Below are 24,522 nucleotides of genomic sequence, written 5' to 3'. Positions count from 1 at the left end.
TCAGGTAAGGACCCGGTCAGTGCACCACGACGGGCCGGAACGCGGCACCCCGGGCGGCGGTCGGCGCGTCGCCGATGGCGGCCACCACCCGCTCCCGGGAGGTGCGCAGCCGGGTGCGGAAGGCATGGTGCAGCAGCGCGTCGAGCTGCCACACCTGCCTCGGGTGCGGGACGCGGATCACGAACCGTTCCCGCACGCCGTCGATGGCCGTGGCGGCCAGCTCGACCGCCGACCGGCGCGGGTCGGCGCTCCAGGTGACGTCGCTGAGCTCGCCCAGCTCGGCGTTGAGGTGCAGGCGGAGCCGGTGCAGCACCCGGGTCTGCCGGGTGACCACGAGCCGGCGGTGGGTGAGCAGCAGCAGGTATTCGCCGGCCGTCCGGTCGGGTCGGCCGCACCGGGCTACCAGGACGGTGGCGTCACCGGCGCCGACGCAGCGGCGGAAGACCGGCACGTGCCGGCTGACGGCCTGCCCGGCCAGCCCGGTCTCCGCGGCGGCCGGAAGGAACGTGCGGGAGAAGACGTCCATGACGTGACCAACGAGCCCGCCGCGCGCCTGATATGGGCAACCGCCAATCTACGGAACTTCCACGCGCGAAGGGGCGGCGGTCAGACGCGGTCGGGTTCGAACAGCTCGGCGAGCCAGCCGGGGACCGCCTCGGCGTACTCGGCGCGGGCCGGGTCCAGCGTGCTCAACGCGCGCCGCCAGGACAACGCCCGGCTGACCTTGGTCACCGTGACCGCGAGGCCCGCCGCCTCCCGCAGGTCGGCCCGGTCGTGCCGGTCGGTCCACGGTTCGAGGTACGCGTCGCGCAGCCGCAGCAGCACCGGGTCGCCGTCGGGCAGCCCGAAGGAGTGCGCCACCGAGTTCAGCGTCACCAGCAGCGTCCCGAACGGGTGGGCGACGGAGGCGTCCCCCCAGTCGAAGAAGCGGTGGTCGGCGGCGAAGACGTTGCCGTCGTGCAGGTCGTCGTGCTGCACGCTGGCGGGCACGCCGGACGCGGCGAGCCGGCGGCAGCGGTCGGCGTACTCGGGCACGAACGCCCGCAGCCGCTCCAGCGTCTCGGGTGTGGGGCCGCCCGCCGCGCCGACGAGCAGGGCGTCGGGGTCGTCGAGCAGCCCGGCGAGGAGGGCGGGCATCGCCTCGGGGCGGTGGTCCGGCACGCCGAGGGCCAGCAGCTCGCCGGCCCGGGGCGCGACGGCGCGCTGGAGCGCCGCGTACCGGGGAAGGACGCGTTCCCAGACGGCCGGGTCGCGGTGCCGGGCGACCGCGTCGCGCAGGGTCTCGCCGCCGTCGGGCAGCAGCGACCACCCCAGGTCGACGTCGGTCGCCACCGGGTCGGGCACCCGGCCGGGGGCGATCCGGGCCAGCGCGTCGAGCAGCCCGGCCTCGAAGCGGGTGCCGGCGTTGTTGGCCTTGAACCAGTACGGGCCGGCGTCGGTGGGCACCCGCCACACCAGCGACCACGGCCGGAGGCGGGGTTCCACCGGCCCGGTGATCCGGCGGCCGGCCCGGTCGAGCTGGCCGGCGACCCAGTCGTGGACGCGGGACTGCCAGCGCGGGTCGGCCCAGTCGGCGGGCGGCGTCGGCGCGTCGGCGGGCGAGGCCAGCGCGTCGGCGGGGGGCGTCGGTGCGTCGGTCACGGTGGGCAGGGTAGGCAGCGTCGGGGCGGCCGGCGAGGGGTTTTCCCCCGCCCGCCCGCTCACAGCAGCTCGACGATGGTGGCGTTGGCCATGCCGCCGCCCTCGCACATGGTCTGGAGGCCGTAGCGGATGCCGTTGTCGCGCATGTGCTGGAGCATCGTGGTCATGATCCGGGCCCCGGACGCGCCGAGCGGGTGGCCCAGGGCGATCGCGCCGCCGCGCGGGTTCAGCCGCTCCGGGTCCGCCTCCGTCTCGGCGAGCCAGGCCAGCGGCACCGGGGCGAACGCCTCGTTCACCTCGTACACCCCGATCTCCTCGATGCCCAGCCCCGCGCGGCGCAGGGCCTTCGCGGTGGCCGGGATGGGCGCGGTGAGCATGGTGACCGGGTCGTCGGCGGCGACCACGGCGGTGTGCACCCGCGCCAGCGGGCGCAGGCCGTGGCGGCTGGCCCACTCGGAGGTGGTGACGGCGAGCGCGGCGGCGCCGTCGGAAATCTGGGACGCGGACCCGGCGGTGACCACGCCGTCGGCGCGGAAGGGTGTCTTCAGCCCGCCCAGCTTGGTCAGCGAGGTGTCCCGCCGGATGCCCTCGTCGGCGGCGAACTTGCCGCCGTCGGCCAGCGCCACCGGGGCCAGCTCCGGGTCGAACGCGCCGGCGTCCTGGGCGGCGGCGGCCTTGACGTGGCTGGCGAGGGCGAACTCGTCGAGCTGGGCCCGGGAGAAGTGCCAGCGGGCGGCGATGAGCTCGGCCCCGACGCCCTGGTTGAACGGCAGCGGCTCGTCGCCGGCGAAGCCCTCGACGCCCCGGTAGCGGTCGCGGACCTGGGCGCTGAACGGCGTGCCGCCGCCGACGCTGGAGCCCATCGGCACCCGGGTCATCGACTCGACGCCACCCGCGACGACCAGGTCGGCCTGCCCGGACAGGACGGTGGCGGCGGCGAAGTGCAGGGCCTGCTGGCTGGAGCCGCACTGCCGGTCCAGCGTGGTGCCGGGCACCGTCTCGGGCCAGCCGGCGGCGAGGACGGCGTTGCGGGCGACGTTCCAGGACTGCTCGCCGACCTGGGACACGCAGCCCCAGATCACGTCGTCGACCTGCCCGGGGTCGATCCCGGTGCGCTCGGCGAGGGCGCGCAGCACGTGCGCCGAGAGGTCGACCGGGTGCACGGCGGCAAGGCTGCCCTCGCGCCGCCCGACCGGGGTGCGTACCGCACCGACGATGACCGCGTCACTCATGTTTACTCCCCGGTAACCTGGCTGCCCCGATAGTACGTCCTCCGCCGCCCGGTCGTCCCCCCGCGCCGGGCGGGCCGGTCGGGGGCGGGCCCCTGTCACGGGCGGGCCGGGCTGGCATCCTGGTGGAATGGAGTCGGCACTGACCCCCGCATCGCCGTCGGCCCGGCAGTGGCGGGTGCCGCCCGCCCTTGCGGCGCTGAAGCTGGTCGGCGCGGCGGCGCTGGTCGGGCTCGGGCTGGTGTTCGCCGACGGCGACCGGGTGCGGCTGGTGCTCGCCGTGGTGGTGGCCGCCGGGTTGGCCGGCTGGGCGCTGCGGGACCTGCTGGCCCCGGTGCGGCTCGCGGTCGATCCGGCGGGGATCACGGTGGCCCGGGGCTTCGCGGGCCGACGTCGCCTCGACTGGGCCGCCGTCGAGGCGATCACGGTGGACCGGCGGCCCCGGCTGGGCCTGTCCACCGAGGTCCTGGAGATCGACGCGGGCGAGTCGCTGCACCTGTTCGGCCGCTACGACCTGGATGCCCCGCCCGGCGAGGTGGCCGACGCGCTGCGCGCCGCCCACGCCCGGTCGCTCGGGGTGGGCGGACCCGGCGAGGTGGGCGGGCCGGGCGGGCTGGGTCGCCCCTAACCTGTCGCGCCCGAGGCGAGGCCGCAGTCCGGCCGCCGGCCCGGCGGCAGCTCCGCCTTTCGCTGACGCCGCTCCGAGGCACCACGATCACTGCCAGGCCCGGTGACGGAGAGCAACGAGCCAGCGCGGGGCCAACCGCCCGTTCCGGCCCTTTGCTCTGCACCCGGATACGCAACGGTCTACGTAGCGCAACCGGCCGTCACCACCCCCCACCCTTGACCATCCCGCATCACCGCAGCTCAGGCCGATGGCGCTCATATGGGTGCAGAGCAAAGGGAGCGCTGGGCGTGGTGGCAGGCCAGCAGAGGAACACGCGGAGTGAGATCGGCCGGCCGGCTAGCCGGGCAGCGTCAGGGTGCGCACGACCGCCAGGGCGAGCAGCGCCACCAGCAGGACGGCCGCGCCGGCGACCTGGAACAGCGTCCGCCGGGACCGGGGGGCGTACGCCAGCACCAGCGCCATGGCCCCGCCGGTCACCAGGCCGCCGAGGTGGCCCGGGATGGAGATGCCCGGCACGGTCAGGGTGAAGACCAGGTTGATCACCAGGACCGGCAGCACCGAGGAGATGTCCCGCCCCATTCGGCGCTCGATCACGATCAGCGCGGCGAAGAGGCCGAAGATCGCCGTCGACGCGCCGGCCGTGGTGGCGTTCTCGGCGCTGAACAGGTAGGCCGCCACGTTTCCGCCGAGGCCGGCGATCAGGTAGAGGGAGAGGAAGCGCAGCGGGCCGAGGTTGGCCTCCAGGGACCGCCCGAGCACCCACAGCGCCCACATGTTCAGCAGCAGGTGCACGATGCCGTAGTGCAGGAACATCGCGGTGACCAGGCGGTACCACTCGCCCTGGGCGATGCCGTGCACGCTGCCGTCGGGGAAGAGGGCCTGCCCGAGCACCGAACCCCAGTCGGTGAGCGGGGTGCTGCCGCCCATCAGGCCGCCGAAGCCGGAGCCGCCGGCCAGCGCGTCCCCGCCCCGGTCGGAGGCGATGGACAGGAGCATGAGCAGCACGTTGAGCGCGATGAGCGCCTTGGTGACGTAGCCGAGGCGGCCGGCGGCACCGCCGCCGAAGGCGGTGCGCGCCGGCCGCACGCTGCGGCGTCCCTCGTCCACGCACTCCGGACACTGGTGGCCGACCGAGGCGTCCCGCATGCAGTCGGGGCAGATCGGCCGGTCGCAGCGGGTGCAGCGGACGTACGTCTCCCGGCCGGGGTGCCGGAAGCAGACCGGGGTGGTCGGCGGGGACTCACTCACGGCGGCTGCCTCCCGGTGCCACGGGGCGCTCAGTCATGCGAGCAAAGGTACCTCGCGCGGCCGGTCAGGCCGGGGTGCGCTCGATCTCGACGCGCTCGATGACCACATCCTGGAGCGGACGGTCGCTCGGGCCGGTGGGGGTGTTGGCGATCGAGTCGACGACCTTCGCCGACGCCTCGTCGGCCACCTGGCCGAAGATGGTGTGCCGGTTGTTCAGGTGCGGGGTCGGGCCGACGGTGATGAAGAACTGCGAGCCGTTGGTGCCGGGCCCGGCGTTCGCCATGGCCAGCAGGTACGGCCGGTCGAAGCGCAGCTCGGGGTGGAACTCGTCGCCGAACTTGTAGCCCGGGCCGCCGCGACCGGTGCCGGTCGGGTCGCCCATCTGGATCATGAAGCCGCTGATCACCCGGTGCGAGATCGTGCCGTCGTAGTACGGCCCACTGCCCGGCTGACCCGTGCGCGGGTCGATGTACTCCTTGTTGCCCTCGGCCAGGTCGACGAAGTTGCGAACCGTCTTCGGCGCGTGGTTGGGGAAGAGCTCCAGCCGGATCGGGCCGGCGTTGGTGTGCAAGGTGGCGTAGACAGCCTCGGCCACGGGTACTCCTCAGTCGTTGGTCAGTTCCATGCGGATCCTCCCATGTGCCCGTTCTGGCAGTGCGGAGGCATCCGAAGGTGGAGGATGACGAAGGAACAACTCCCAGGAGGTGGGACCGTGTTTGGAATCGTGCGGCGCAAGACCCAGGGGCAGCTGGCGAGGGTCGAGCTGAACCAGGGCATCGGCCACCTGCGGCAGGCTGCGACGTACGCCGCCAAGGGTGCCGGCGCCACGGTCGGCCCGCGGGTCCAGGCGGCCCGGGGAGCCGTCGCGCCGACCGCCCTCGTGGTGCGGGACCGGGCGTCCAGCGGTCTCGCGTCGACGGTCGCGGCCCTCGCGCCGCTCGCCCTGGCAGTCCGTAACGCACAGGCCGAGGCGGCCGGCAAGGCCGTCACGGGAAAGAAGGCCGCCGCCGCGCGGCAGGCCGCCGTGAGCAGGAAGGTCAAGGCGAAGAGCATGAAGGCGAAGCGGAAGCAGAAGCGCTCGCGGGGCACGATGGTCGGCCTGCTGGCCGCCGGGACGGTCGCCGGCCTGGCCGGCGCCATGGCGCTGCGCCGCCGTCGCGAGCAGCAGGAGTGGTCCGAGTACGACCCGACCCGCACCCTGGAGCCGGCCCGCGACGAGGTGGACACCCTGGTCGTGGAGACCCCCTCGGCCAACTCCTCCGCCCCCCGGCCCGGCGCCCAGCCGGTGGTCCACCCGACCGACAGGGTTCCCTCGGTCGCCGAGGGCGCCCGGGACGCCTCCGGCCGCCCGGCCGACAACCTCGACAAGGCCCTCGACAAGGCGCTCGACAAGGAGAAGACGGCCGGTTCCGGCGGCCGTCGCTGACCCTCGTGCCACCGCCCGCGGCGCGGCGACGACCCCCGTCGTCCCGCGCCGCGGGCGATGCCGTCGCAGCCAGCCGCGACGGCGGAGCCGTCACAACCAGCCGTTGCGGCGGAACCAGCGGTAGAGCGCGAGCGAGATGGCGAGCATCAGGGCGAGCACGACCGGATAGCCGTACGTCATCTTGAGCTCGGGCATGTTCTCGAAGTTCATGCCGTAGATGCCGGCGATCGCGGTCCAGACCGCCGCGATGGCGGCCCAGGCCGCGATCTTGCGCATGTCGTTGTTCTGGTCGACCGTGACCTGGGCCAGCCGGGCCTGGAGGATCGAGTTGAGCAGGTCGTCGTAGGAGTTGACCTGTTCGACGGTGCGGCTGAGGTGGTCCTGCACGTCCCGGAAGTAGCGCCGCACCTCCTGCGGGATCTCCCGGCTGACCTGCGCGGTGAGGGTCATCAGCGGGCGTTGCAGCGGGACGACGGCCCGCTTGAACTCGACCAGCTCCCGCTTCATCTGGTAGATCCGCTGGATCCGACCGCTGCCCTGCCGGTCGAACACGTCGGCCTCCAGGACGTCCAGGTCGTCCTCGAGCTGGTCGGCCACCTCCAGGTAGAGGTCGACCACGCGGTCGGTGATCGCGTACGCGACGGCCCAGGGGCCGTGCGCCAGCAGGTCGTGCTTGGCCTCCAGGTCGGCGCGGACCGGGGCGAGCCGGCAGGCGTCGCCGTGCCGGACGCTGATCACGAAGTTGGGGCCGATGAAGAGCATCACCTGGCCGGTCTCGACGACCTCGGAGTTCTCGGTCAGCTCGTCGTGCTCGCAGTAGCGGGCGGTGCGCAGCACCAGGAAGCTGACCTCGCCGAAGCGTTCCAGCTTGGGCCGCTGCTGGGCCTTGACCGCGTCCTCGACGGCCAGCTCGTGCAGGCCGAAGGTGGCGGCGATCGCCGTCATCTCGGCCAACTCCGGCTCGTGCAGGCCGATCCAGACGAACCCGCGCTCGCGGCGGGCGGCGGCCAGCGCCTCCGCGTAGTGCCGGTCGCCGGGCTGCCGCCGCCCGTCGACGTAGAGGGCGGAGTCCATGACCGCGCTGCGGCCGGTGCCGACGCCGGGCGGCACGGCGCTGCGCTGGCTGCCGTCGGCGTTCAGGATCCGGGTCATCGCCCGCACCGGGCCCCAGGCCCGGGGCTTGATCGCCCGCGCGCCCGTGGGTGACGTGGCCTCGTTGCGCTCCGTCCGGTCCGACATGGCGACCCCCTCCCCGCGCTGCCGCGACCGCCGACGCCGCCGCGGGTTGCAGGGTACGCCCGCCGGAGGCGGGCCGACCGCCGCCGCCCGCCGGACGTCGGTCGGGGCGGGGCGGCGCCGGGTGGGCCGGGTCGCATCAGGGGGGTGAGGGGCGGCCCGGCCCACCCGGCGCCCTTGGGGGCGGGGGTGATGCCTCGCGCGCCGCCGGCCGGGGCCGCCGAACCCGCGTCGGGGCAGGCAGACCGGCCGGTGTGAACGGCGCTCGCAGCATTGTGGGCCGTGGACCGGCCGGGCGGGAGTCCCCACCCGGCCCACACCACCTTGTTGTGACCAATCTGACAGGCATTCAGCCCCGAACGGCCGCCATCGCCTCGGCGAGTCGACGGACGCCCTCGTCGATCCGGTCGGCCGTGACCGCCGAGAAGGCCAGCCGGAGCGCGTGCTGCCCGCCGTCGAGCACGAAGTCGCTGCCCTTGACGACCGCCACGCCGCGCTCGGCCGCCGCCGGGGCGAGGCGGTCGACCAGCACGTCCTCGGGCAGCTCGACCCAGAGGAAGTAGCCGCCGTCCGGCTCGACGAAGCGCGCCTCGGGGATGTGCCGGCGCAGCGACTCGGCGAGCACCCGGGCCCGCTCGCCGAGGGCGGTGCTGACCTTCTCGATCGAGCGGGTGATGTCGCCGGAGACGCAGAACTGGTGCACGATCGCCTCGGACACCATGCCCGGCGAGATGTAGAGGCTGGTGGCCTTCTTCGCGATGTCGCCGATCAGGTCCGCCGGCCCGACCAGGTAGCCGACCCGCACGCCGGGGCAGACCGTCTTGGTGAAGCTGGAGGCGTGCACGACCACGCCCCGGGTGTCCATCGACAGCATCGAGGGCAGCGGCTCGCCCCGGAACCGGATGTCGGCGTACGGGTCGTCCTCGAAGAGGGTGAAGCCGAACTCGGCCGCCAGGTCGAGCAGTTCCCGCCGCTTGTCCAGCGACAGCGTGACGCCCGCCGGGTTCTGGTAGTTCGGGATGACGTGGGCGAGCTTGGGGCGTACCCCGGACTCCAGCAGCTTGCGCAGCTCGGCGGTGTCCAGGCCGTCGGGCTGGACGGTCACGCCGTGGATCTCGCCGCCCATCCGCTGGAGGTTCAGCAGCGTCCGGTCGTACGTGGGGCGCTCCACCACGACCGCGTCGCCGGGCCGGACCAGGTGGTCGAAGAGGAACGCGTCGGCCTGGAGCGAGCCGTTGGTGACCAACACCTGGTCGGCCTCGACGCCGTGCTTCTCGGCGATCCACTTCCGCAGGGGCGGGTACCCGACGGAGGTGCCGTACGCCGTGACCCCGGCGGGATCGGCGTCGAAGGCGCGGACGGCGGCGGCCTTGAGCCCCTCGACATCGACGATGTCCAGCGAGGGAGCGCCACGGGCGAAGGAGATCAGCTGCTCGGCGGTCATGCGGACGAGCCTAGGGCCTGGCCCGGGCGCTCCGACCGGCATACACGCCAAGTTCAACATGCGGGCAGTCCACGGGCGGCGAACGGCCGAAGCGGTGAGCGCCGAAGGTGCGCGACACTCGTTGTCGATTATCGGACCGGTGTCTGGCCGCGACCGCGCGACCGCCGAAGGATGGCGTCCGGTCGGGCGGCACAGGACGGTTCGGCGGCGCTGAAGGAGTGGTGAGGTTCACGTGACCGAGGACGGTACGGGTCGGCTCGACGACCAGGCGTTCGCCGAGTGGCTGGCCGGCGAGGCCGGCGTGGCGCTGACCGCGCTCCGCGCCGAGCAGGGCTTCGCCGACCCGAAGGCGCTCAAGGACGCCGGTGACAAGGTCTCCCACGACCTGATGTCGACGGCCCTGGCCCGGTGGCGTCCGGCCGACGCGGTGCTCTCCGAGGAGCAGGCGGACAGCCGGCGCGCCTGGGCCGACGACCCGTCCGCCGGGGACCGGCCGACCCGGCTCGCCGCCGACCGGGTGTGGATCATCGACCCGCTGGACGGCACCCGCGAGTTCTCCGAGTCCGGCCGCGACGACTGGGCGGTGCACGTGGCGCTGTGGCAGCGGTCGGCCGGCCCGGACGGCGCGCTCGTCGCGGGCGCGGTCGGCATGCCGGCCCGGACCGGCCCCGACGGCACGCCGCTGGTGCTCGGCAACCGGGTCCCGGCCGCGCCGGCCGTCGACGGGCCGCTGCGGATCGCGGTGAGCCGCAGCCGTCCGCCCGCGTTCGTCAGCGAGCTGGTCGAGGGCATCGACGCCCGCGCGGTGCCGATGGGCTCCGCCGGGGTGAAGGTCTGCGCGGTGGTGACCGGCGAGGTCGACGCGTACGTGCACGCCGGGGGCCAGTACGAGTGGGACTCGGCGGCCCCGGTCGCGGTGGCCCTCGGCGCGGGGATGCACGCCTCCCGGATCGACGGCTCGCCGCTGCGCTACAACCGGGACGACCCGCGACTTCCGGACCTGTTGGTGTGCCGGCCGGAGCACGCGGGATCCCTGCTCGCGGCCATCGACCGCTACCGTTGACGACGCCCGCTCCGGCACCGCCGATCCGAGGAGGGTCATGAGCACCGGCCCCGCCGCCGCGCCCACCCTCGCGCCCGCCCCGCCCGAGCCCGACCCGCCCCGTCGCCGGCGGCTGCTGCTCGGCCGGTGGTGGCTGCTGCCGCTGACGGCCGGCGCGCTCGCGCTCGGCACCACGGTCGCCCTCGCCACCAACGGGGACCTGCCCGGCCGGCCGGGCCCGACGGTCACCGACGCCACCGGCGGCAAGGCCGGCCTCGGCCCGGCCGCCCCCGGCAGCCGCCCCACCCCGGGCGGCAACGAGGGCTTCGGCGCGGGCCCGAAGTCGGGCTCGCCGAGCCCGAGCGTCAGCGGCGGGGGCACCTCCGGCGTCGTCCCGGGCAACCGGAACACGCTGCCCGGGGCGAGCATCCACCTCAAGGACGGGGAGAGCTTCGCCGCCGGGCTGGCCCGGTCCGACCGCAGCTACGGCCCGCTGCGCATGGTCCGGGTCTTCTACCCGGGGCTGCCGCCGTCCTGGTCGGGCAGCCGCGCCGACGTCGCCGACCGGACGGTGGTCGTCTCGTTCAAGGCCCCGCCCGGTGAGGTGGCCGCCGGCAGGCACGACTCGCGGCTGGCCGCCTGGTTCCGCTCCGTGCCCCGGGACCTCGACGTCTACTGGTCCTACTTCCACGAGCCGGAGGACGACATCGAGCGCGGCTCGTACACCGCCGCCCAGTACCGGTCCGCGTGGAAGCGCCTCGCGGGCCTCGCCGACCGGGCCGGCAACGCCCGGCTGCGGTCCACGCTCATCCTGATGTGCTGGACGCTCAACCCGAACTCGCGGCGCAGCTTCGACGACTACTGGCCGGGCGGCGACGCGATCGACGTGCTCGGCTGGGACTGCTACAACAGCGGCGGGAAGTACGACCGCTACACCGACCCCGCGCAGGTCTTCACCCCGATGATCAACAAGTCGAAGGCGCTGGGCAAGCCGTGGGGGCTCGCCGAGACCGGCAGCGTCCGCATCGCCGGGGACAGCAGCGGCGCCGGCCGGGCCGCGTGGATCCGGTCGATGAGCCGCTACCTCGACGCGCAGCGCCCGCTGTGGGTGGCGTACTACGACTACGAGGTGGCCGGCGGCGACTTCCGGCTCACCGACGCGCCGAGCCGCGAGGCGTGGCGGGCCTGGTGCGCCGCCTCCTGACGAGGCTCAGATCCCCCGGCCGCGCTTGTGCAGCGTACGCAGGACGCGGTCGGGGTCGACGGCCCGGCTGGCCACGGCCAGGGCCAGGTACGCGCGCGGCTCCCGGGGGTTGCGCGACAGCGTGCGCCGCGCCCAGCGCACGGCCTCGCCCCGGTTGCCCAGCGCGGCCTGGGCGAACGCGATCTGCCCGCTGACCCGGGCCTCGCCGGCCGGCACGGTGGCGAACTCCGGATAGCGGCCGAGCAGCCACTGCAACGCCACGGCGATGGTCTCCCAGCGCTGGGCGAAGTACGACCGCTTGTGCCAGCGCACCGTCACGTACGGCTGCGCCAGGTTGACCAGCGGGGCGTGCCGGGCGGCCCGGAGCAGGAACTCGTAGTCCTCCGCGTAGCTGCCCGGGATCTCCTCGTCGACGAGCCCGATGCCGTCGAGCAGCGCGTCCCGGCGGATGAGGAAGGTCGACGGGTGCAGCTCGGTGTGCCGGTCGCGCAGCAGGGCGGCCAGCGGCACCCGGTCGACGGGCAGCACCCGGTCGACCTGGCGGCCGTCGTAGTCGACCCGGATGCCGCAGCTCACGAACGCGCCGTCGCCGGCGGCGGCGAGCGCCGCGACCTGCGCGGCGAGCTTGCCGGGCAGCCACTCGTCGTCGTCGTCGCAGAACGCCACCAGGTCGCCGGTGGCCGCCAGGATGCCCGTGTTGCGGTTGCCGGCCAGGCCGGGGGTGCGCTGGTTGACCAGCACGGTGACCCGGGGGTCGTCGGCCAGCGACCGGTCCGGCTCGGACTGGTCGTAGACGACCACCACGTCGACCCGGCCCGGGTAGTCCTGGCCGAGGATCGCGTCGAGGGCCCTGCGCAGCAGCTCCGGACGGTCCCGGGTGGGGACCACGGCGGTCACCGACGGGTATGCGCCGGCCTGCTCGCGCACCGCGTCCGCGTCGTTCACCGGCTCGGTCATGGTGCCTCCGTGGAACCCGGGCGGCCGAGGCCGACGTATCCGTACCGCAGACGCAGGGGCAGCGTCGCGGCGCTCACCACCACCCGGCTGCGCGACGGCAGGGCCGTGCGCCAGGCGTCGTCCTGCCGGACCCGCAGCGGGCCGGCGTTGAACCGCAGCGGGTTGCCGGCGATGCTGTGCGCCCGACGCAGCGGCGCGGGCGACGGGTCCAGCACCCGCAGCGCGGCGGGGTCGTCGGGCAGGCCGGCGAAGCGGCGCAGCCGGGCGACCGTGCCGCGCGGGTCGGCGGTGAAGTCCTCGTAGCGCAGCCGGACCACCGGCGCGCGGGTGGCCAGCAGGTGGAACGCGGCGTTCTGCGCCGTCCACAGCTTGCTGACCGTGAACGGCGAGAAGGTCGGCATGTACGCCTCGGCGTCCACCACCTCGGGCCGGCGCACCTGCTTCGCCCACGAGTAGGCCACCGCCCGGCTGTCCCGCACCAGGTGCAGCACCCGCAGGTCGAGGTCGTCGGCCCAGCGCAGCGCGAACGCCGTGGACGCGTGCTTGCTGGAGTCCACCACCAGCCGCGCGCCGGTCACCGCCATCGCGGCGGCGTAGATGCGGGTGTAGAGGTCGGCGTAGCGGCGCACCTCGTCGAGTTGCGCGGTGGGCAGCTCGGCGCGGGCCAGCCGGGGGATGTGCCGGGTGCGGTCCACGGCGTCCTTGAGGGCCAGCACCTCGGCGCGGTCGACCGTCGACCAACCGTCGAAGGCGTGCTCGCCGACGCGCTGCCAGAAGTCGCAGGCGGTGAAGCGTTCGCCGCAGCCGCACCGTTCGTCGCCGCCGAGCGCCCGCTCCCACAGGTGCACCACCTCGCCGACGGCGCAGACGTCGGGGTGCTGGGCGAGGATCAGCTCCAGCAGGGTGGAGCCGCTGCGTCCCAGCCCGCCGACGAAGAGCACGCGGGCGCTCACCGCCACCACCTGCGCCGCCCCGACGCCCGGCTGGCGCGGACCAGGTCCTCGACGATCCGGCCCACCGCCGTGGCGGCGGCGACCCGGGGGTCGGGCCGGTCCGGGTCGGCCGCGAGGGCGTACGTCAGCGGGTCCGCCACGCCCTTGTCGAGCGCTTCGACCAGGTCGACCTCGGCCTCGACCAGCTTGACCATCCCCGCCGCGCCGAGCCGGCGGGCGAAGAGCTGCTGGTGGTTGTCGACGTGCTCGTCGCGGGTCGGGTCCCGGGGCACCACGATCGGCAGGTGCCCGTGCCGGCGGGCCTCGGTGATGGTGGCCGGCCCGCCGTGGCAGACCACCAGGTCCGCCTCGGTCATCGCCCGCTGGAGCTCGTCGTGGGCCAGGAACGGCGCGGCGCCCGGCAGCCGGGGCGCGCGGCTGCGCCCGTGCTGCACGACGAGGCGGACCTCCGGCGCGGCGGCGTCCCGGCCGGCGTGCCAGCGTTCCAGCCAGTCGACCAGCCGGTCGAAGCGGTGCACGTCGGTGCCGACCATGGCGAGGATCGTGCGGGGGGCCGGGGAGTTGCCGCGCTGGCGCGGGATCGGCAGGCTCACAGCAGGTTTCCCACCACGGTCGCCTTCGGATAGAGCCGGCGCTGCTCCTCCCACTGCACGAGCATCGCGGAGAGGAACGGCCGGCACAGCCGGGCCGACAGCGTCGGGGTGTCGATGCGGTCGTACACCTCGATGTAGACCGTGGGGATGCCGCGCAGCCGGGCCACGACCACGAACGGCAGGGCGACCCCGGCGCCGGTGGTGACCACCGCGGCGACGTCCCGCCCCCGGAACACCCGCACGGCGAGCCAGAGGTTTCGGGCCAGGTTCCTCAGGTTGCGGGTGGTCGGGTGGTGCGCCCAGACGACGTCCTCACCGTCGAGCAGCGAACGGGCGTCCGGGGTGTCGAAGGTCACCCAGGAGCGGGCCCGGTCGCGGTACCACGGCGCGAGCGCCACCAGTTGGGCGAGGTGCCCGCCGCTGGAACCGACGAGCATCACTTCACCAGACTCCACGTCCACCCGCCTCCCGAGGGCCCACCGCGCCCCGGGACGCGCCCACCGGGGGCGGTCGACCGGGCGGCGCGACGCCGCCACAATGTAGCGGCCTCCGGAACAGAAACATAAGTGGCGTTCACCATCATCCGGCCTGTCGGATGGTTGCCAGCAGGACCTTTCGCCAATGCCGGGCTCCGCCGTCCCGCACCTAGACTGCCCGCTGACAGCACCGGGGCGAGGGGATCGCGAATGACCGACCAGACGGCCGAGGCAGCACAGGGTGTCGGCAGCGGGGTGACCCCCGAGCCGGTCACCGTCCTCTACGTCTGCGGCATGCCGCGCAGCGGCTCCACGCTGCTCGACCTGATGCTCGGCCAGTTCGTCGGGCACTGCGACGTCGGCGAGCTGTTCTACCTGTGGCAGTCCGGCGTCGAACGCAACTTCCGGTGCGCCTGCGGGGAGCACTTCGACGCGTGCCCGTTCTGGGGCGAGGTGGGCCGCCGGGCGTACGGCGGGTGGTCGGAGATCGACGTGGCCGACGTACGCGCGCTGCAGGGCCGGGTCGACGCCACCGCAAAGATCCCGCTGATCGTCAACCCGGGGATGTCCACCGCCTTCCGGCGGGACCTGGACCGCTACACCGAGTTGCTGACCCCGCTCTACCGGGCGGTGGCCGAGGTGTCCGGGGCGCGGGTGGTGGTCGACTCGACCAAGCGCCCCTCGCTGGCGTACATCCTGGCCCGCGCCCCGCAGGTCGACCTGCGGCTGGTGCACGTGCTGCGCGACCCGCGCGGGGTCGCGTACTCGTGGAGCCAGGTGGTGGAGCTGCCCGAGGGCACCTCGACCAAGGGCCGGATGAACCAGCGGTCGGCACGGCTGACCGCCCGGCGCTGGGTCACCGTCAACGCGATGGTCGCCGCGCTCGGTCGCCGGGGCGTGCCCCGGGTCACCGTCCGGTACGAGGACCTGGTCCGCGATCCGCGCGGGGAACTGGGCCGGATCGCGGCGTTGACCGCCGACGCGACCGGCGTCGTCGACCCGCTGGAGTTCCTCCGCGACAACGAGTTCGAGCAGGCCGGATCGCACGCGGTGGCCGGCGGCCGGATCCGGATGCGCAGCGGCCCGATCACGCTGGCGCTGGACGAGAAGTGGCGTCGCGAGTACGCCCCGGGGCCCCGCCGCCTGGTCGGGGCGATGACCTGGCCGCTGCGCCGCCGCTACGGCTACCGCTGAGGTGTTAGGAGGGGGCCCTTCCTATACCGAAAGCGTTAACAGGGGGCCCTTCCTTACGCCGCCGCCACGGCGGCGGCCAGGTGGGCGTCGAGGGTGTCGAGCAGCTCCGGGGCCCGCTCGTAGTCGAACTTGCGGGCGAAGTGAGCCCCGCTGGCCAGCGCGCGGGGCAGGTCCTCGGCGGTCAGCGACTTGGGGTGGTTGAACGTGCTGTTGCGGAAGTCGAAGTAGCGCTTGCAGTCCGGCACCAGGTCGAACCGGTCGGCGCTGCACACGATCGTCTGGAAGACCGCCTCGACCGGGGAGAGGCAGTGTCGGAAGTATTCGACCACGTCCGGTCGCCGGTCGAAGTAGTCCCGCAGGTAGGCCACCACGGGCCAGCTCAGCGAGGAGAACGCCGAGCCGCCGTGCAGCCGCAGGTCGGGGCCGAACGGGGTGCGGGCCCGGCGGCCGACGGCCAGCCCGTACGACACGTGCACCCGCACCAGCGGCTGCACCCGGTTGACCGCCTGGAGCGGGCGGAGCAGCTTCTTGCCCCGGGGGCTGAGCGGCAGCAGCCGGCGGTGCTGGAAGTGGTAGCGGGAGTGGACGCGGCTGCGCGGCCAGTGGCTCTCCGGCCCGAGGGCGTCCCAGTATTCCATGAACCCGTCGGCGCCCGAGTCGACCAGCTCCGCCTCGCACTCGCCGAGCGGCCGGAGCGGGTAGTCCTGACCGGTGATGTTCACCAGCCAGTCGACCTGCACACCCTCGGCGTTCAGCCAGTCGACGGCGGCCATGTAGCGGTCGACATGACTGAAGTCACCGTATCCACCCTCGTGCATCTGCACGACGACGTCGGTCAGCGAACGCAGCTCGGCGAGGTCCGGCGGGGCGCCGTTCACGTCGTGGCTGACGTGCACGATGCTGTCGGGACTGTATTTCTTCACCGCGTGCACCAGCCGGTTCAGCTGCTCGGGCGACCGGTGGCTCTGGATGTGGTAGCAAAACCGCACCCGCCTATCCTCCCCTGCGACGTCGTTGCTGAGAAGCGACGCTTCGTCGGCTTCCCCTGACCGCCCGGATCAGGGAGACTCAGGTTTCCGCCGTGGCGTCGCCCGCCACGGACGACTGGCCGGTCCGGTCCAAAGGGAGCGACACACCCCGATGCCCTCGTCTCACCACGCCGATCTGCGCGACTCAGACGGCCCCACCCTGATGACCTACCTCGAGTGGCTACGCCGCCGGTGGTGGATCCTCGTGGTGGCCGCGCTGCTCGGCGCGGGCGCCGGCATGCTGGTCAGCCAGGTGCAGACCCGCACCTACGTGTCGACCACGTCGCTGCTGGTCCGCCAGGTCGGCCCGGACGCCAACCCTGGCGCCAAGGTCAACCTCGACACCGAGGCGCAGGTCGTCCGCTCCCTGGTGGTCGCCGAGCGGGCCCAGGCCCTGCTGAAGACCGACCTCCCCGCCGACGAGATGGTCCGGTCACTGTCGGTGACGGTGCCGCCGAACAGCCAGGTGCTCCAGATCGCGTTCGAGGCGGCCAGCCCCGAGGCGGCGCAGGCGGGCTCGCACTCCTTCGCCCAGGCATACCTCGACCTGCGGCTGGCCACGGCCACCCGATCCCTGGAGAACGAGACCACCGCGCTCAAGCAGCAGATCACCGAGACCAACAAGCAGCTCGCCGCCGTCGCCGGCAAGATCGCCGCCGCGCCGCCGAACTCGGTGGAACGGGCCCGGGCCGAGGCCGACCGCAACGTGTTGACCAACCAGCTCGCCAGCCTCAACAGTCGGCTGAGCCCGCTGCTCAGCACCGCCCTCGACCCCGGCGAGATCATCTCCGACGCGCCGCTGCCCCGGAAGCCCAGCTCCCCGAACACGACCCTCAACCTGGCCAGCGGCCTCGGCGCGGGTCTGCTCTTCGGCATCGTGGTCGCCCTGGTGCTGGACCGGCTCGACACGCGCGTCCGGCGCGGCCGGGACGTCGCCGACCGGCTCGGCCTGCCGATGCTGCTGGAGCTGCCGACCGGCCAGGCCGGGCTGACCATCCTGCCGGCGGGCCACGAGGTCTCCCGGGAGCTGGGCCGGCTGCGCAACGTGCTGCTGTCGACCATGCCCGAGCCGCAGCCCGGGCGGGGCCGCCAGCTGCTGCTCACCGACACCTCGCCCGGCCCGGCGGCCGGCTTCGTGGTCGGCAACCTCGCCGCCGCGTACGCCCGCACCGGCGCGCAGGTGGCGGTGGTGACGACCAAGCGGGACTCCCCGCTGCCCACGATGCTGGGCGGGATCAAGCCCCGGCACACCCTCGCCGACGTGCTGCGCCGCGACGTGTCGGCGCTGACCGCGCTGACCCCGGCCCCCGGCCTCGGCCAGCTGCGGGTGCTGTTCCCCGGCGCCCTCGACACCGAGGTGGAGCTGCCGGTCGCCATGATGCTGGAGGTCCTGGGCGAGCTGGCCGCCCGCTTCGACCACGTGCTGATCGAGACGGCCCAGCCGACGGCGGCGGTGGAGGCGCAGGCGCTGGCCCGGCACGTCGACGGGGTGATCCTGGTGATCGAGGGCGGGCAGACCCGCAGCAGCGAGATCACCGCCGCGATGCACCAGTTCGAGCAGGTCGACGCGCCGGTGCTCGGCGCGGTGCTGGCCCCCCGGCTGGCCGAGCGGGTCCCGGCCCCGGCCGCCGCCCCGGCGGCCCGGCGCGACGGTCCGCCGTCGCCCCGCCCGCGGCCCAGCCCGACGGTGCCGCCGCAGGCCGGCCCGCCCAACATCGAGTCCACGATGATCCTTCCCCGCCCCGCCGCCAGCGCCCGGAACGCCCGCCCCTCGGCCGATGCCCGGGACGGCCGGCCCACCGCCGGCAGCCGGGACGCCCGCCCGACCGGGCCGCAGGGGCCCGCCAGGCCGACGCCCCCCGCCCCGGCGGTGCAGGCCCCGCCGCCCGCCCCGCCGCAGCCGGTCGCGCCGTCCCGGCCGACGACGCAGCCGAAGCCCCCGGGCAAGTCCACCGTCTACCGCTCGTCGCGGGACTCCGACGGCGTCGACCCGGGCCGATACTCGATGGCCCTCGACCCGGTCGAGGACAGGGAGTGAACCGCCGGCGCGCCCTGGGCAACACGCTCGCGGTGGCGCTGGTCGCCACGTTCGGCGCGGGCTGCGCCGAGGAGCAGCCGCCCGGGGCCACCAACGTGGTCGACCCTGGCTCACCGGCCCCCCGGCCCACCCCGACCCCGAGCCTGCCGACCGCGCCGCTGTCCGGCAAGCCGGTCGCCGAGGAGGTGGCGGGCCGCCAGGCGGTGGTGGTCCCGGTGCGGGTGACGCCCGGCACGAGCCCCGTCGGGCTGGCCGAGGCCGACGTGGTCTACCAGGAGTTCGCCGAGTCGGAGAGCCTGCACCTGACGGCGGTCTACCAGTCCCGGGACGCCGCGAAGGTGGGCCCGGTCGCGGAGATCCGCCCCGTGGACGTCCGCACCGTCGGCGTGCTGCATCCGTTCGTCGGCTACGCGGGCGGGCCGACCGGCTTCCTCAACCAGTTCGCCGCCGCCGAGCTGAAGGGCGTCACCCCGGCGCAGCGCGAGGCGGCGTTCCCGTCGGGTCAGGCGTCGACCGCCGCGCTGCGGGCGGCGGCGCCGAAGGGCGGAGCCGCGCCGACCCCCGTCCTCGACCACGCCACCCCGGGCGCGCCGTTGGCCAGCCAGGGCGTCAAGCCGGCCGGTAAGCTGACCATCGCCGCCCCCGGGCACCCCACGCAGACCTGGACGTACGACGCGGCCAGCTCGTCGTGGCGGGGCAGGATCGGCAAGGTCACGGTGAGCGTCGCCTCGGTGGTGGTGCTCACGATGGAATACCGCACGCTCACCGTGCGCAAGCCCAGCCCCCGCTCGCTGCCCGGGGCGAACGTCTACGGCTCCGGGGCGGCGCTCGTGGTCTCCGGCCCGTCCAGCGCCGTCGCGCAGTGGCGCAAGCCGGGGCAGAAGCTGGTCTGCAACGTCACCGACGAGGGCGGCTTCCAGGTCCGGCCGCAGCCCGGCCCGGCCTGGGTGGTCTACGCCCCGAAGACCGCCAAGGTCAGCGTGACATGACCATGGCCGCCCCGCTCCGGCCGGCACCGGGACCGGAGCCGGCACCGGCGGGAGGGCATCCGGCCGGCCCGCCCCAGCACCCCGCGCAGCACCCGCCGGAGGCGCCGGCCCGGCGCTGGTCGCTGCGGCTGCCCGTCGGCTGGCCGGTGACCGCGCTCTTCGTGCTCTACCCGGTGTGGTGGGCGCTGGGCCTGCCCTCGTTCATCTTCGCCATCCTCGCCGTCCCGATGGCGTTCCAGCTCTACCGGCGCGGCAACGTGAAGGTGCCGCCGGGCTTCGGGATCTGGCTGATCCTGCTGGCCTGGGTGGTGCTCTCGGGGCTGATGCTCGGCATCACCGCGCCCAACACGCTTCCCCCGAGCGGCTCCGGTCGATACATCGGCTGGGGCATCCGGGTGATGAACTACACCGCCCTGACGGTGACGATGCTCTACGTCCTCAACCTCAGCGAGCGGGAGCTGCCCCGGGGCCGGATGGTGAAGCTGTTCGGCTTCATGGCCGTGGTCACCGTGGTCGGCGGGTACGTCGGCGCGCTGTTCCCGCAGCTCAAGTTCGTCGCGCCGCTCAACTACATCCTGCCCGCCTCCATCGCCAAGGAACCGTTCGTCAACCGGCTGATGCACGTCGAGGTCGCCCAGGTGCAGGAGGTGCTCGCCGGGGAAGCCAGTTCGCCCCGCCCGGCCGCCCCCTTCGAATACACCAACACCTGGGGCGAGAACATGGCGATCCTGCTGATCTGGTTCATCGTCGGCTGGGTGGTCCTCGGCCGGGGGCCGCGCCGGCTCACCGGCTACCTGGTGGCCGTCGCCGCCGTCTTCCCGATCGTCTATTCGCTCAACCGGGGGCTGTGGATCGGGCTGGTGATCGGCGCGGTGTACGTCGCGGTGCGGCTGGCGCTGCGCGGCCGGGTCGTGGTGCTGGTCGGGTTGGCGCTGGCGACCGGGCTGATGGGCGTGGCGGTGCTGGCGTCCCCGCTGGGCGACCTGCTCAACGAGCGGATGGCCAACGGCCACAGCGACGACATCCGGGCCACCCTGTCCAGCGGCGCGGTCGAGGCGGCCAACCATTCCCCGGTGCTCGGCTACGGGGGCAACCGCGCCCTGATCGGCAGCAACCGGTCGATCGCGATCGGCAAGTCGGCCGAGTGCAAGCAGTGCGGCAACCGGGAGCTGGGCAGCAACGGGCAGGTGTGGAACCTGCTGACCGGCCAGGGCTGGGTGGGCGCGTTCTGCTACAGCGCGTTCTTCCTGTGGTGCCTGTGGCGGTTCCGGCACGACAACACCCCGATCGGCATCGCCGGCAGCCTGGTGCTGATATTGATGCTGTTCTTCCAGTTCCTCTACGGCTCGCTGAACACCACCCTGGCGTACGGGCTGATCACCGTGGCCCTGCTCGCCCGCAACGACCTGCACCTGCGCGCCGAGCGCCGCGAGGCCCGGCTCGCCGCCGTCGAGGCCGCGTCCGCGCCGGCCGCGCCGGGTGCCCGGCCCGAACGGCGGTCCCGCTGATGCTCACCCCTCCCCCCGACGCCGACGCGCGCGGCGCGTACCTGCCGGAGCTGGCCGGTCTGGTCTGGCCGGCGCCGGCCCGACCGGCGCTGCGGCGCGGCGGCCGGGCCGGGTTCGCGGTGGTGCCCTCGGCCGCGCGGCCCCGGCTGCTGGTGCCGGCCGGCTCCCGGCGGGCGGCGGCCGGCGCGGTGCGGCACTCCACGGAGGCGCAGAGCCCGAAGGCCCGGCTGCGCCGCGCGGTGCTGGCCACCGCGTTCCGCACCGGGCTGGGCCGGCTGGCGTTCCGGGACCGGCTGGTCGTCGACCCCGGCGGCAACGCGGGCGGCTCCGGCGGCGGCGCGCTCGACGCGCACCTGGCCGCCGTGCTGGGCCGCCCGGCGCTGCTGAGCATCCACATCGGGCCGGCGCGGGCCAACCGCAAGCCGGTGGTCCAGCTCCTCGACGCCGCCGGCGTCCCGATCGGGTACGCGAAGCTCGGCGTCGACCCGCTCACCCGGGCCCTGGTCGAGGCGGAGGCGGCGGCGCTGGCCCGGCTCGCCACGCTGGAGCTGCCCGGCGTGCAGGTGGCCGAGGCGCTGCACCACGGCGCCTGGGGCGGGCACGCGCTGCTGGTGCAGAGCGCCCTGCCGGTGGGGCTGCCCCGGGCCGCGCCCGCGCCGGCCGCCGAGGCGGAACGGGCCGCGATGGTCGCGGTGAGCCGCTGCGTCGGCGTGGAGCACCGCCCGTACGCGGGCAGCGCCCACGCCCGGCGGCTCGAAGCCGAGGTGGCGGCGCTGGGGGACCGGCCGGAGGCGGCGCGGCTGCGCGCGGTGCTGGCCGAGGTGCGCCGCGTCGACCCGGTGCTGGGCCTGGGGGCCTGGCACGGCGACTGGAACGGCGGCAACAGCGCGGCCCTGGCCAACGGCCGGGTACTGGTGTGGGACTGGGAGCGGTTCGCCGACGACGTGCCGCTGGGGTTCGACGCCCTGCACCGGCGGGTGCAGACGGCGATCACCCGGGCCGGGGTGGAGCCCCGGGCGGCGGCGGGGCGGCTCATCGCCGGGGCGGCCGACGAGCTGACCCCCTTCGGTCAGCCCGCCGGGGTGGCCGACCTGGTGGCGGTGCTCTACCTGGTCGAGCTGGCGGCGCGCTACCTGCGCGACCGGCAGGCCGAGGCGGGGGCCCGGCTGGGACACGTGGACGCCTGGCTGCTGCCGGCGGTGGAGGAACACCTGGCCGGGCGGCCGGGTGCGGGAGGAGTGGCGAAGTGACGCTGGTCAAGGCACAGGCGCGGCGCGCGGTGCGGTCGGTGAGCCGGACGTACGGCCGGTGGACCGCCGGGTCGCGGCTCGCCCCCGACTTCCTGATCGTGGGTGCCCAGCGCTGCGGCACGACCTCGCTGTTCAAGACCCTGTCGCAGCATCCGGCGGTGCTACCGGCGGTCTACCACAAGGGCGTGCACTACTTCGACACCGGCTACGACCGGGGGATGGACTGGTATCTCGGGCACTTCCCGACGGTGCGCCGGGCCGAATCGGTCCGCGAGCAGGTCGGGGTGCGCGGGGTGACCGGCGAGTCGAGCCCGTACTACATGTTCCACCCCCTCGCGGGGGAGCGGATCGCGAAGGACCTGCCGGGCGTGCGGCTGCTGGTGCTGCTGCGCGACCCGGTGGAGCGGGCCTACTCGGCGCACACCCACGAGGCGGCGCGTGGCTTCGAGACGGAGGGCTTCGAGCGGGCCCTGGAGCTGGAGCAGGAGCGGATCGCCGGGGAGCGGGAGCGGCTGCTCGCCGACCCGACGGCGCACAGCCACCACTTCCAGCACAACGCGTACCTGACCCGGGGCCAGTACGTGGAGCAGCTCGAACGCCTTGAGTCGATCTTCGGGCGGGACAGGCTGCACGTGATCGACGCGGACGACTTCTTCGCCGAGCCCCGGCCGGCGTTCGACGCGGTGTGCGACTTCCTCGGCCTGCCGCACTGGGCGGACATCTCGTTCGGCAAGCACAACGCGCGGTCCCGCTCGCCGATGGATCCGGCGCTGCGGGCCCGCCTGGAGGAGCACTTCGCCCCGTACGACGAGCGGTTGAGCGCCTGGTGGGGACGCGTGCCGTCGTGGCGACGGTAGCCCCGGCCCGGTCGGCCGGCGGCGAGCTGGGCGGCGCGGCCCGGCACGGGGTCGCGAACCTGCTCGGGGTGGCGGTCGCGGCGGTCGCCGGCTTCGGCCTGAACATCGTCGTCACCCGCGGCTGGTCCATGTCGGACGCGGGCCTGTTCTTCGCCGCCACCAGCGCTTTCATGATCGCGTACGCGGCGGCGCGGCTGGGCACCGGCGTCGGCTCGGTCTACTTCATCAGCCGCTACCGCACCCTGGGCCAGCCGGAGCGGCTGCGCGCGTCGGTGCTGGTGGGCCTGCTGCCGGTGCTGGTGGTCGGCACGTTGATCGCGGTGGCCGGCTGGTGGGTGGCCCCCCGGATCGTGGCGCTGACGTTCGACGAGCCGGTGCCCGGCGCGGTGCGTGCGCTGCGGGTGCTGCTGGTCTTCGTGCCGGTGGCCGCGCTGTGCGACTTCGTCCTGGCCGCCTGCCGGGGCTTCGGCAAGATGCGCCCGCTGCTGCTGATCGAGCGCCTCGGCCGCCCGGGGTTGCAGGTGGCCGGGGTGGGGCTCGCCGCCGTCCTCGGCCTGTCGGCGACGACGGCCCTGCCGCTGGCCTGGGTCGCGCCCTACCTCCCGGCGGCGCTGGTCGGCACGGTGTGGCTGGCCCGGCTGGTGCGGCGCGCGGAGCGGGGCGCGCAGGCCCCGGCGGTGTCGCTGCGCGAGGAGTTCGCCCCCTACTGGCGCTACAGCGGGCCCCGGGCGCTGAGCGGGCTGGCCCAGATGGCGGTGCAGCGGCTCGACATCGTGCTGCTGGGCGCGCTGCGCGGGCTCTCCGAGGCGGCGCTCTACACGGCGGCCACCCGGTTCCTCGCCCTCGGGCAGCTCTCCGGGCAGGCCCTGTCCACCGCCGTGCAGCACCGGCTGGCCGAGCACCTGGTGCGCGACGACCGGGACGCGGCGGGCCGGCTCTACCAGGCCGCCACGGGCTGGCTGGTGCTGCTGGCCTGGCCGGCGTACCTGCTGTTCGCGGTGTTCGCCGAGCCGATGCTGCACCTGTTCGGCGAGGGCTACTCCGCCGGGGCGCGGGTGACCGTGTTCCTGGCCCTGACGATGCTGGTGGCCACCGGCTGCGGCATGGTCGACACGGTGCTCAACATGGCCGGGCGCACGTCGTGGACGTTCTACAACGCGCTGGCCGGCACCCTGGTCAACGTGGTGCTGAACGTGCTGCTCATCCCGCGCTTCGGCATCATGGGGGCGGCGGTCGCCTGGTCGGCGTCCATCCTGATCACCAACCTGGTGCCGCTGGCGCAGCTGCACCACGCGTACCGGCTGCACCCGTTCGGCCGGGGCACGCTCGCCGCCGCCGGCCTCGCGGTGGCCTGCTTCGGCGTGCCGGCGCTGATCGCCCGCGCGCTGCTCGACGCCGGGCCGGTCACCCTCGCGGTGCTCGCGGTGCTCGGCACCGCCGGGTACCTCGCCGGTGCGTGGCGGCTGCGCCGGGTGCTCCAGCTCGACGCGTTGCGGGCCCTGCGCCGGGGCCGCCGGCGCTGAGGCCCGCCCGGGTCTCCCACCAACAAGCAACTCCCGCCGCCGGGTCTACCGGCGGCAC

General features: G+C 74.6%; 23 protein-coding genes. 11 read left to right on the top strand and 12 right to left on the bottom strand.

The window, feature by feature from the left end; genetic code table 11:
- Window positions 1-16: 16 nt before the first annotated feature.
- From ACFYWL_RS10490 to ACFYWL_RS10480, 3 genes are all read right to left on the bottom strand, one after another.
- Window positions 17-526, bottom strand: a complete 510-nt coding sequence (locus ACFYWL_RS10490; RefSeq protein WP_386970154.1) for a hypothetical protein — start codon at window positions 524-526, stop codon at window positions 17-19.
- An 80-nt stretch (window positions 527-606) separates the two neighbouring features.
- A complete protein-coding gene (locus tag ACFYWL_RS10485) occupies window positions 607-1,641 on the bottom strand; it encodes an aminoglycoside phosphotransferase family protein (RefSeq protein ID WP_386970151.1) in 1,035 nt (344 codons plus the stop codon).
- 59 nt (window positions 1,642-1,700) lie between these two features.
- A complete protein-coding gene (locus tag ACFYWL_RS10480) occupies window positions 1,701-2,873 on the bottom strand; it encodes a thiolase family protein (protein ID WP_386970148.1) in 1,173 nt (390 codons plus the stop codon).
- A gap of 127 nt (window positions 2,874-3,000) precedes the next feature.
- On the opposite strand from ACFYWL_RS10480, the gene ACFYWL_RS10475 reads away from it, so the two are divergent.
- Window positions 3,001-3,498, top strand: coding sequence for a PH domain-containing protein (locus tag ACFYWL_RS10475; protein ID WP_386970145.1), 498 nt, complete (start codon window positions 3,001-3,003; stop codon window positions 3,496-3,498).
- A 336-nt stretch (window positions 3,499-3,834) separates the two neighbouring features.
- Here the strand turns inward: ACFYWL_RS10475 and ACFYWL_RS10470 are convergent, their stop codons facing one another.
- Window positions 3,835-4,746: a rhomboid family intramembrane serine protease gene (locus ACFYWL_RS10470; RefSeq protein WP_386970143.1), complete on the bottom strand. Its 912-nt coding sequence runs from the start codon at window positions 4,744-4,746 to the stop codon at window positions 3,835-3,837.
- A gap of 64 nt (window positions 4,747-4,810) precedes the next feature.
- A complete protein-coding gene (locus ACFYWL_RS10465) occupies window positions 4,811-5,341 on the bottom strand; it encodes a peptidylprolyl isomerase (RefSeq protein ID WP_386970140.1) in 531 nt (176 codons plus the stop codon).
- Window positions 5,342-5,425: 84 nt separating this feature from the next.
- Between ACFYWL_RS10465 and ACFYWL_RS10460 the strand changes: the two genes are divergently transcribed.
- Window positions 5,426-6,172 carry a hypothetical protein gene (locus tag ACFYWL_RS10460; RefSeq protein WP_386970137.1) on the top strand — a complete coding sequence of 249 codons (747 nt, stop codon included), beginning with the start codon at window positions 5,426-5,428 and terminating at the stop codon, window positions 6,170-6,172.
- 90 nt (window positions 6,173-6,262) lie between these two features.
- On the opposite strand, the gene corA is transcribed toward ACFYWL_RS10460, so the two are convergent.
- Both corA and ACFYWL_RS10450 read right to left on the bottom strand, forming a co-directional pair.
- Window positions 6,263-7,411: a magnesium/cobalt transporter CorA gene (gene corA, locus ACFYWL_RS10455; RefSeq protein ID WP_386970135.1), complete on the bottom strand. Its 1,149-nt coding sequence runs from the start codon at window positions 7,409-7,411 to the stop codon at window positions 6,263-6,265.
- Between the two features lie 346 nt (window positions 7,412-7,757).
- On the bottom strand, window positions 7,758-8,852 hold the full coding sequence (locus ACFYWL_RS10450) for a PLP-dependent aminotransferase family protein (RefSeq protein ID WP_386970132.1): 1,095 nt from the start codon (window positions 8,850-8,852) through the stop codon (window positions 7,758-7,760).
- Between the two features lie 232 nt (window positions 8,853-9,084).
- Between ACFYWL_RS10450 and ACFYWL_RS10445 the strand changes: the two genes are divergently transcribed.
- Complete coding sequence (locus ACFYWL_RS10445) at window positions 9,085-9,915, top strand: 3'(2'),5'-bisphosphate nucleotidase CysQ (RefSeq protein WP_386970130.1); 831 nt, start codon at window positions 9,085-9,087, stop codon at window positions 9,913-9,915.
- Window positions 9,916-9,952: 37 nt separating this feature from the next.
- Window positions 9,953-11,098, top strand: a complete 1,146-nt coding sequence (locus ACFYWL_RS10440) for a hypothetical protein (protein WP_386970127.1) — start codon at window positions 9,953-9,955, stop codon at window positions 11,096-11,098.
- Window positions 11,099-11,104: 6 nt separating this feature from the next.
- Here the strand turns inward: ACFYWL_RS10440 and ACFYWL_RS10435 are convergent, their stop codons facing one another.
- The 4 genes from ACFYWL_RS10435 to ACFYWL_RS10420 are packed head-to-tail and all read right to left on the bottom strand — an operon-like array spanning window position 11,105 to window position 14,038.
- Window positions 11,105-12,055, bottom strand: a complete 951-nt coding sequence (locus ACFYWL_RS10435; protein WP_386970125.1) for a glycosyltransferase family 2 protein — start codon at window positions 12,053-12,055, stop codon at window positions 11,105-11,107.
- A complete protein-coding gene (locus ACFYWL_RS10430; RefSeq protein WP_386970122.1) occupies window positions 12,052-13,017 on the bottom strand; it encodes a sulfotransferase family protein in 966 nt (321 codons plus the stop codon). The genes ACFYWL_RS10435 and ACFYWL_RS10430 overlap by 4 nt, the downstream gene beginning before the upstream one ends.
- Entirely contained in the window at window positions 13,005-13,541 is a 537-nt protein-coding gene (locus tag ACFYWL_RS10425) for a glycosyltransferase (RefSeq protein ID WP_386970552.1), read from the bottom strand. The genes ACFYWL_RS10430 and ACFYWL_RS10425 overlap by 13 nt, the downstream gene beginning before the upstream one ends.
- Window positions 13,542-13,597: 56 nt before the next feature.
- A complete protein-coding gene (locus ACFYWL_RS10420; RefSeq protein WP_386970550.1) occupies window positions 13,598-14,038 on the bottom strand; it encodes a UDP-N-acetylglucosamine--LPS N-acetylglucosamine transferase in 441 nt (146 codons plus the stop codon).
- Window positions 14,039-14,287: 249 nt separating this feature from the next.
- On the opposite strand from ACFYWL_RS10420, the gene ACFYWL_RS10415 reads away from it, so the two are divergent.
- The gene (locus ACFYWL_RS10415; RefSeq protein WP_386970120.1) at window positions 14,288-15,271 is read left to right on the top strand and encodes a sulfotransferase family protein; all 984 of its coding nucleotides are present in this window, start codon (window positions 14,288-14,290) and stop codon (window positions 15,269-15,271) included.
- Between the two features lie 53 nt (window positions 15,272-15,324).
- On the opposite strand, the gene ACFYWL_RS10410 is transcribed toward ACFYWL_RS10415, so the two are convergent.
- Entirely contained in the window at window positions 15,325-16,260 is a 936-nt protein-coding gene (locus ACFYWL_RS10410; protein ID WP_386970118.1) for a hypothetical protein, read from the bottom strand.
- A gap of 202 nt (window positions 16,261-16,462) precedes the next feature.
- On the opposite strand from ACFYWL_RS10410, the gene ACFYWL_RS10405 reads away from it, so the two are divergent.
- The 6 genes from ACFYWL_RS10405 to ACFYWL_RS10380 are packed head-to-tail and all read left to right on the top strand — an operon-like array spanning window position 16,463 to window position 24,464.
- On the top strand, window positions 16,463-18,337 hold the full coding sequence (locus ACFYWL_RS10405; RefSeq protein ID WP_386970115.1) for a lipopolysaccharide biosynthesis protein: 1,875 nt from the start codon (window positions 16,463-16,465) through the stop codon (window positions 18,335-18,337).
- Window positions 18,334-19,326, top strand: coding sequence for a DUF3048 domain-containing protein (locus tag ACFYWL_RS10400; protein ID WP_386970112.1), 993 nt, complete (start codon window positions 18,334-18,336; stop codon window positions 19,324-19,326). Before ACFYWL_RS10405 ends, ACFYWL_RS10400 begins: the two co-directional genes overlap by 4 nt.
- Window positions 19,323-20,834 (top strand): O-antigen ligase family protein, encoded by a 1,512-nt coding sequence (locus ACFYWL_RS10395; RefSeq protein ID WP_386970110.1) that lies wholly within the window; start codon window positions 19,323-19,325, stop codon window positions 20,832-20,834. Before ACFYWL_RS10400 ends, ACFYWL_RS10395 begins: the two co-directional genes overlap by 4 nt.
- Complete coding sequence (locus tag ACFYWL_RS10390; protein ID WP_386970107.1) at window positions 20,834-22,084, top strand: hypothetical protein; 1,251 nt, start codon at window positions 20,834-20,836, stop codon at window positions 22,082-22,084. Before ACFYWL_RS10395 ends, ACFYWL_RS10390 begins: the two co-directional genes overlap by 1 nt.
- Window positions 22,081-22,941 carry a sulfotransferase domain-containing protein gene (locus tag ACFYWL_RS10385; RefSeq protein ID WP_386970105.1) on the top strand — a complete coding sequence of 287 codons (861 nt, stop codon included), beginning with the start codon at window positions 22,081-22,083 and terminating at the stop codon, window positions 22,939-22,941. The genes ACFYWL_RS10390 and ACFYWL_RS10385 overlap by 4 nt, the downstream gene beginning before the upstream one ends.
- The gene (locus ACFYWL_RS10380) at window positions 22,929-24,464 is read left to right on the top strand and encodes a lipopolysaccharide biosynthesis protein (protein WP_386970102.1); all 1,536 of its coding nucleotides are present in this window, start codon (window positions 22,929-22,931) and stop codon (window positions 24,462-24,464) included. Before ACFYWL_RS10385 ends, ACFYWL_RS10380 begins: the two co-directional genes overlap by 13 nt.
- The last annotated feature ends 58 nt before the right edge of the window (window positions 24,465-24,522 follow it).

Origin of the sequence: Micromonospora sp. NPDC002575, assembly GCF_042889525.1 — a bacterium.
Lineage (GTDB): Bacteria > Actinomycetota > Actinomycetes > Mycobacteriales > Micromonosporaceae > Micromonospora > Micromonospora carbonacea.
Note: the sequence above shows the minus strand (reverse complement) of the source record. Positions and strands in the feature narration are given on the sequence as shown.

Bases quoted from the DNA above. Each gene is read 5' to 3' on its own strand.
- ACFYWL_RS10490 (WP_386970154.1), bottom strand. From the start codon at position 526: ATGGACGTCTTCTCCCGCACGTTCCTTCCGGCCGCCGCGGAGACCGGG.
- ACFYWL_RS10435 (WP_386970125.1), bottom strand. From the start codon at position 12,055: ATGACCGAGCCGGTGAACGACGCGGACGCGGTGCGCGAGCAGGCCGGC.
- ACFYWL_RS10390 (WP_386970107.1), top strand. From the start codon at position 20,834: ATGCTCACCCCTCCCCCCGACGCCGACGCGCGCGGCGCGTACCTGCCG.
- ACFYWL_RS10425 (WP_386970552.1), bottom strand. From the start codon at position 13,541: ATGGTCGGCACCGACGTGCACCGCTTCGACCGGCTGGTCGACTGGCTG.
- corA (WP_386970135.1), bottom strand. From the start codon at position 7,411: ATGTCGGACCGGACGGAGCGCAACGAGGCCACGTCACCCACGGGCGCG.
- ACFYWL_RS10405 (WP_386970115.1), top strand. From the start codon at position 16,463: ATGACCTACCTCGAGTGGCTACGCCGCCGGTGGTGGATCCTCGTGGTG.
- ACFYWL_RS10450 (WP_386970132.1), bottom strand. From the start codon at position 8,852: ATGACCGCCGAGCAGCTGATCTCCTTCGCCCGTGGCGCTCCCTCGCTG.
- ACFYWL_RS10480 (WP_386970148.1), bottom strand. From the start codon at position 2,873: ATGAGTGACGCGGTCATCGTCGGTGCGGTACGCACCCCGGTCGGGCGG.
- ACFYWL_RS10395 (WP_386970110.1), top strand. From the start codon at position 19,323: ATGACCATGGCCGCCCCGCTCCGGCCGGCACCGGGACCGGAGCCGGCA.
- ACFYWL_RS10415 (WP_386970120.1), top strand. From the start codon at position 14,288: ATGACCGACCAGACGGCCGAGGCAGCACAGGGTGTCGGCAGCGGGGTG.
- ACFYWL_RS10460 (WP_386970137.1), top strand. From the start codon at position 5,426: ATGACGAAGGAACAACTCCCAGGAGGTGGGACCGTGTTTGGAATCGTG.
- ACFYWL_RS10475 (WP_386970145.1), top strand. From the start codon at position 3,001: ATGGAGTCGGCACTGACCCCCGCATCGCCGTCGGCCCGGCAGTGGCGG.
- ACFYWL_RS10420 (WP_386970550.1), bottom strand. From the start codon at position 14,038: ATGCTCGTCGGTTCCAGCGGCGGGCACCTCGCCCAACTGGTGGCGCTC.
- ACFYWL_RS10440 (WP_386970127.1), top strand. From the start codon at position 9,953: ATGAGCACCGGCCCCGCCGCCGCGCCCACCCTCGCGCCCGCCCCGCCC.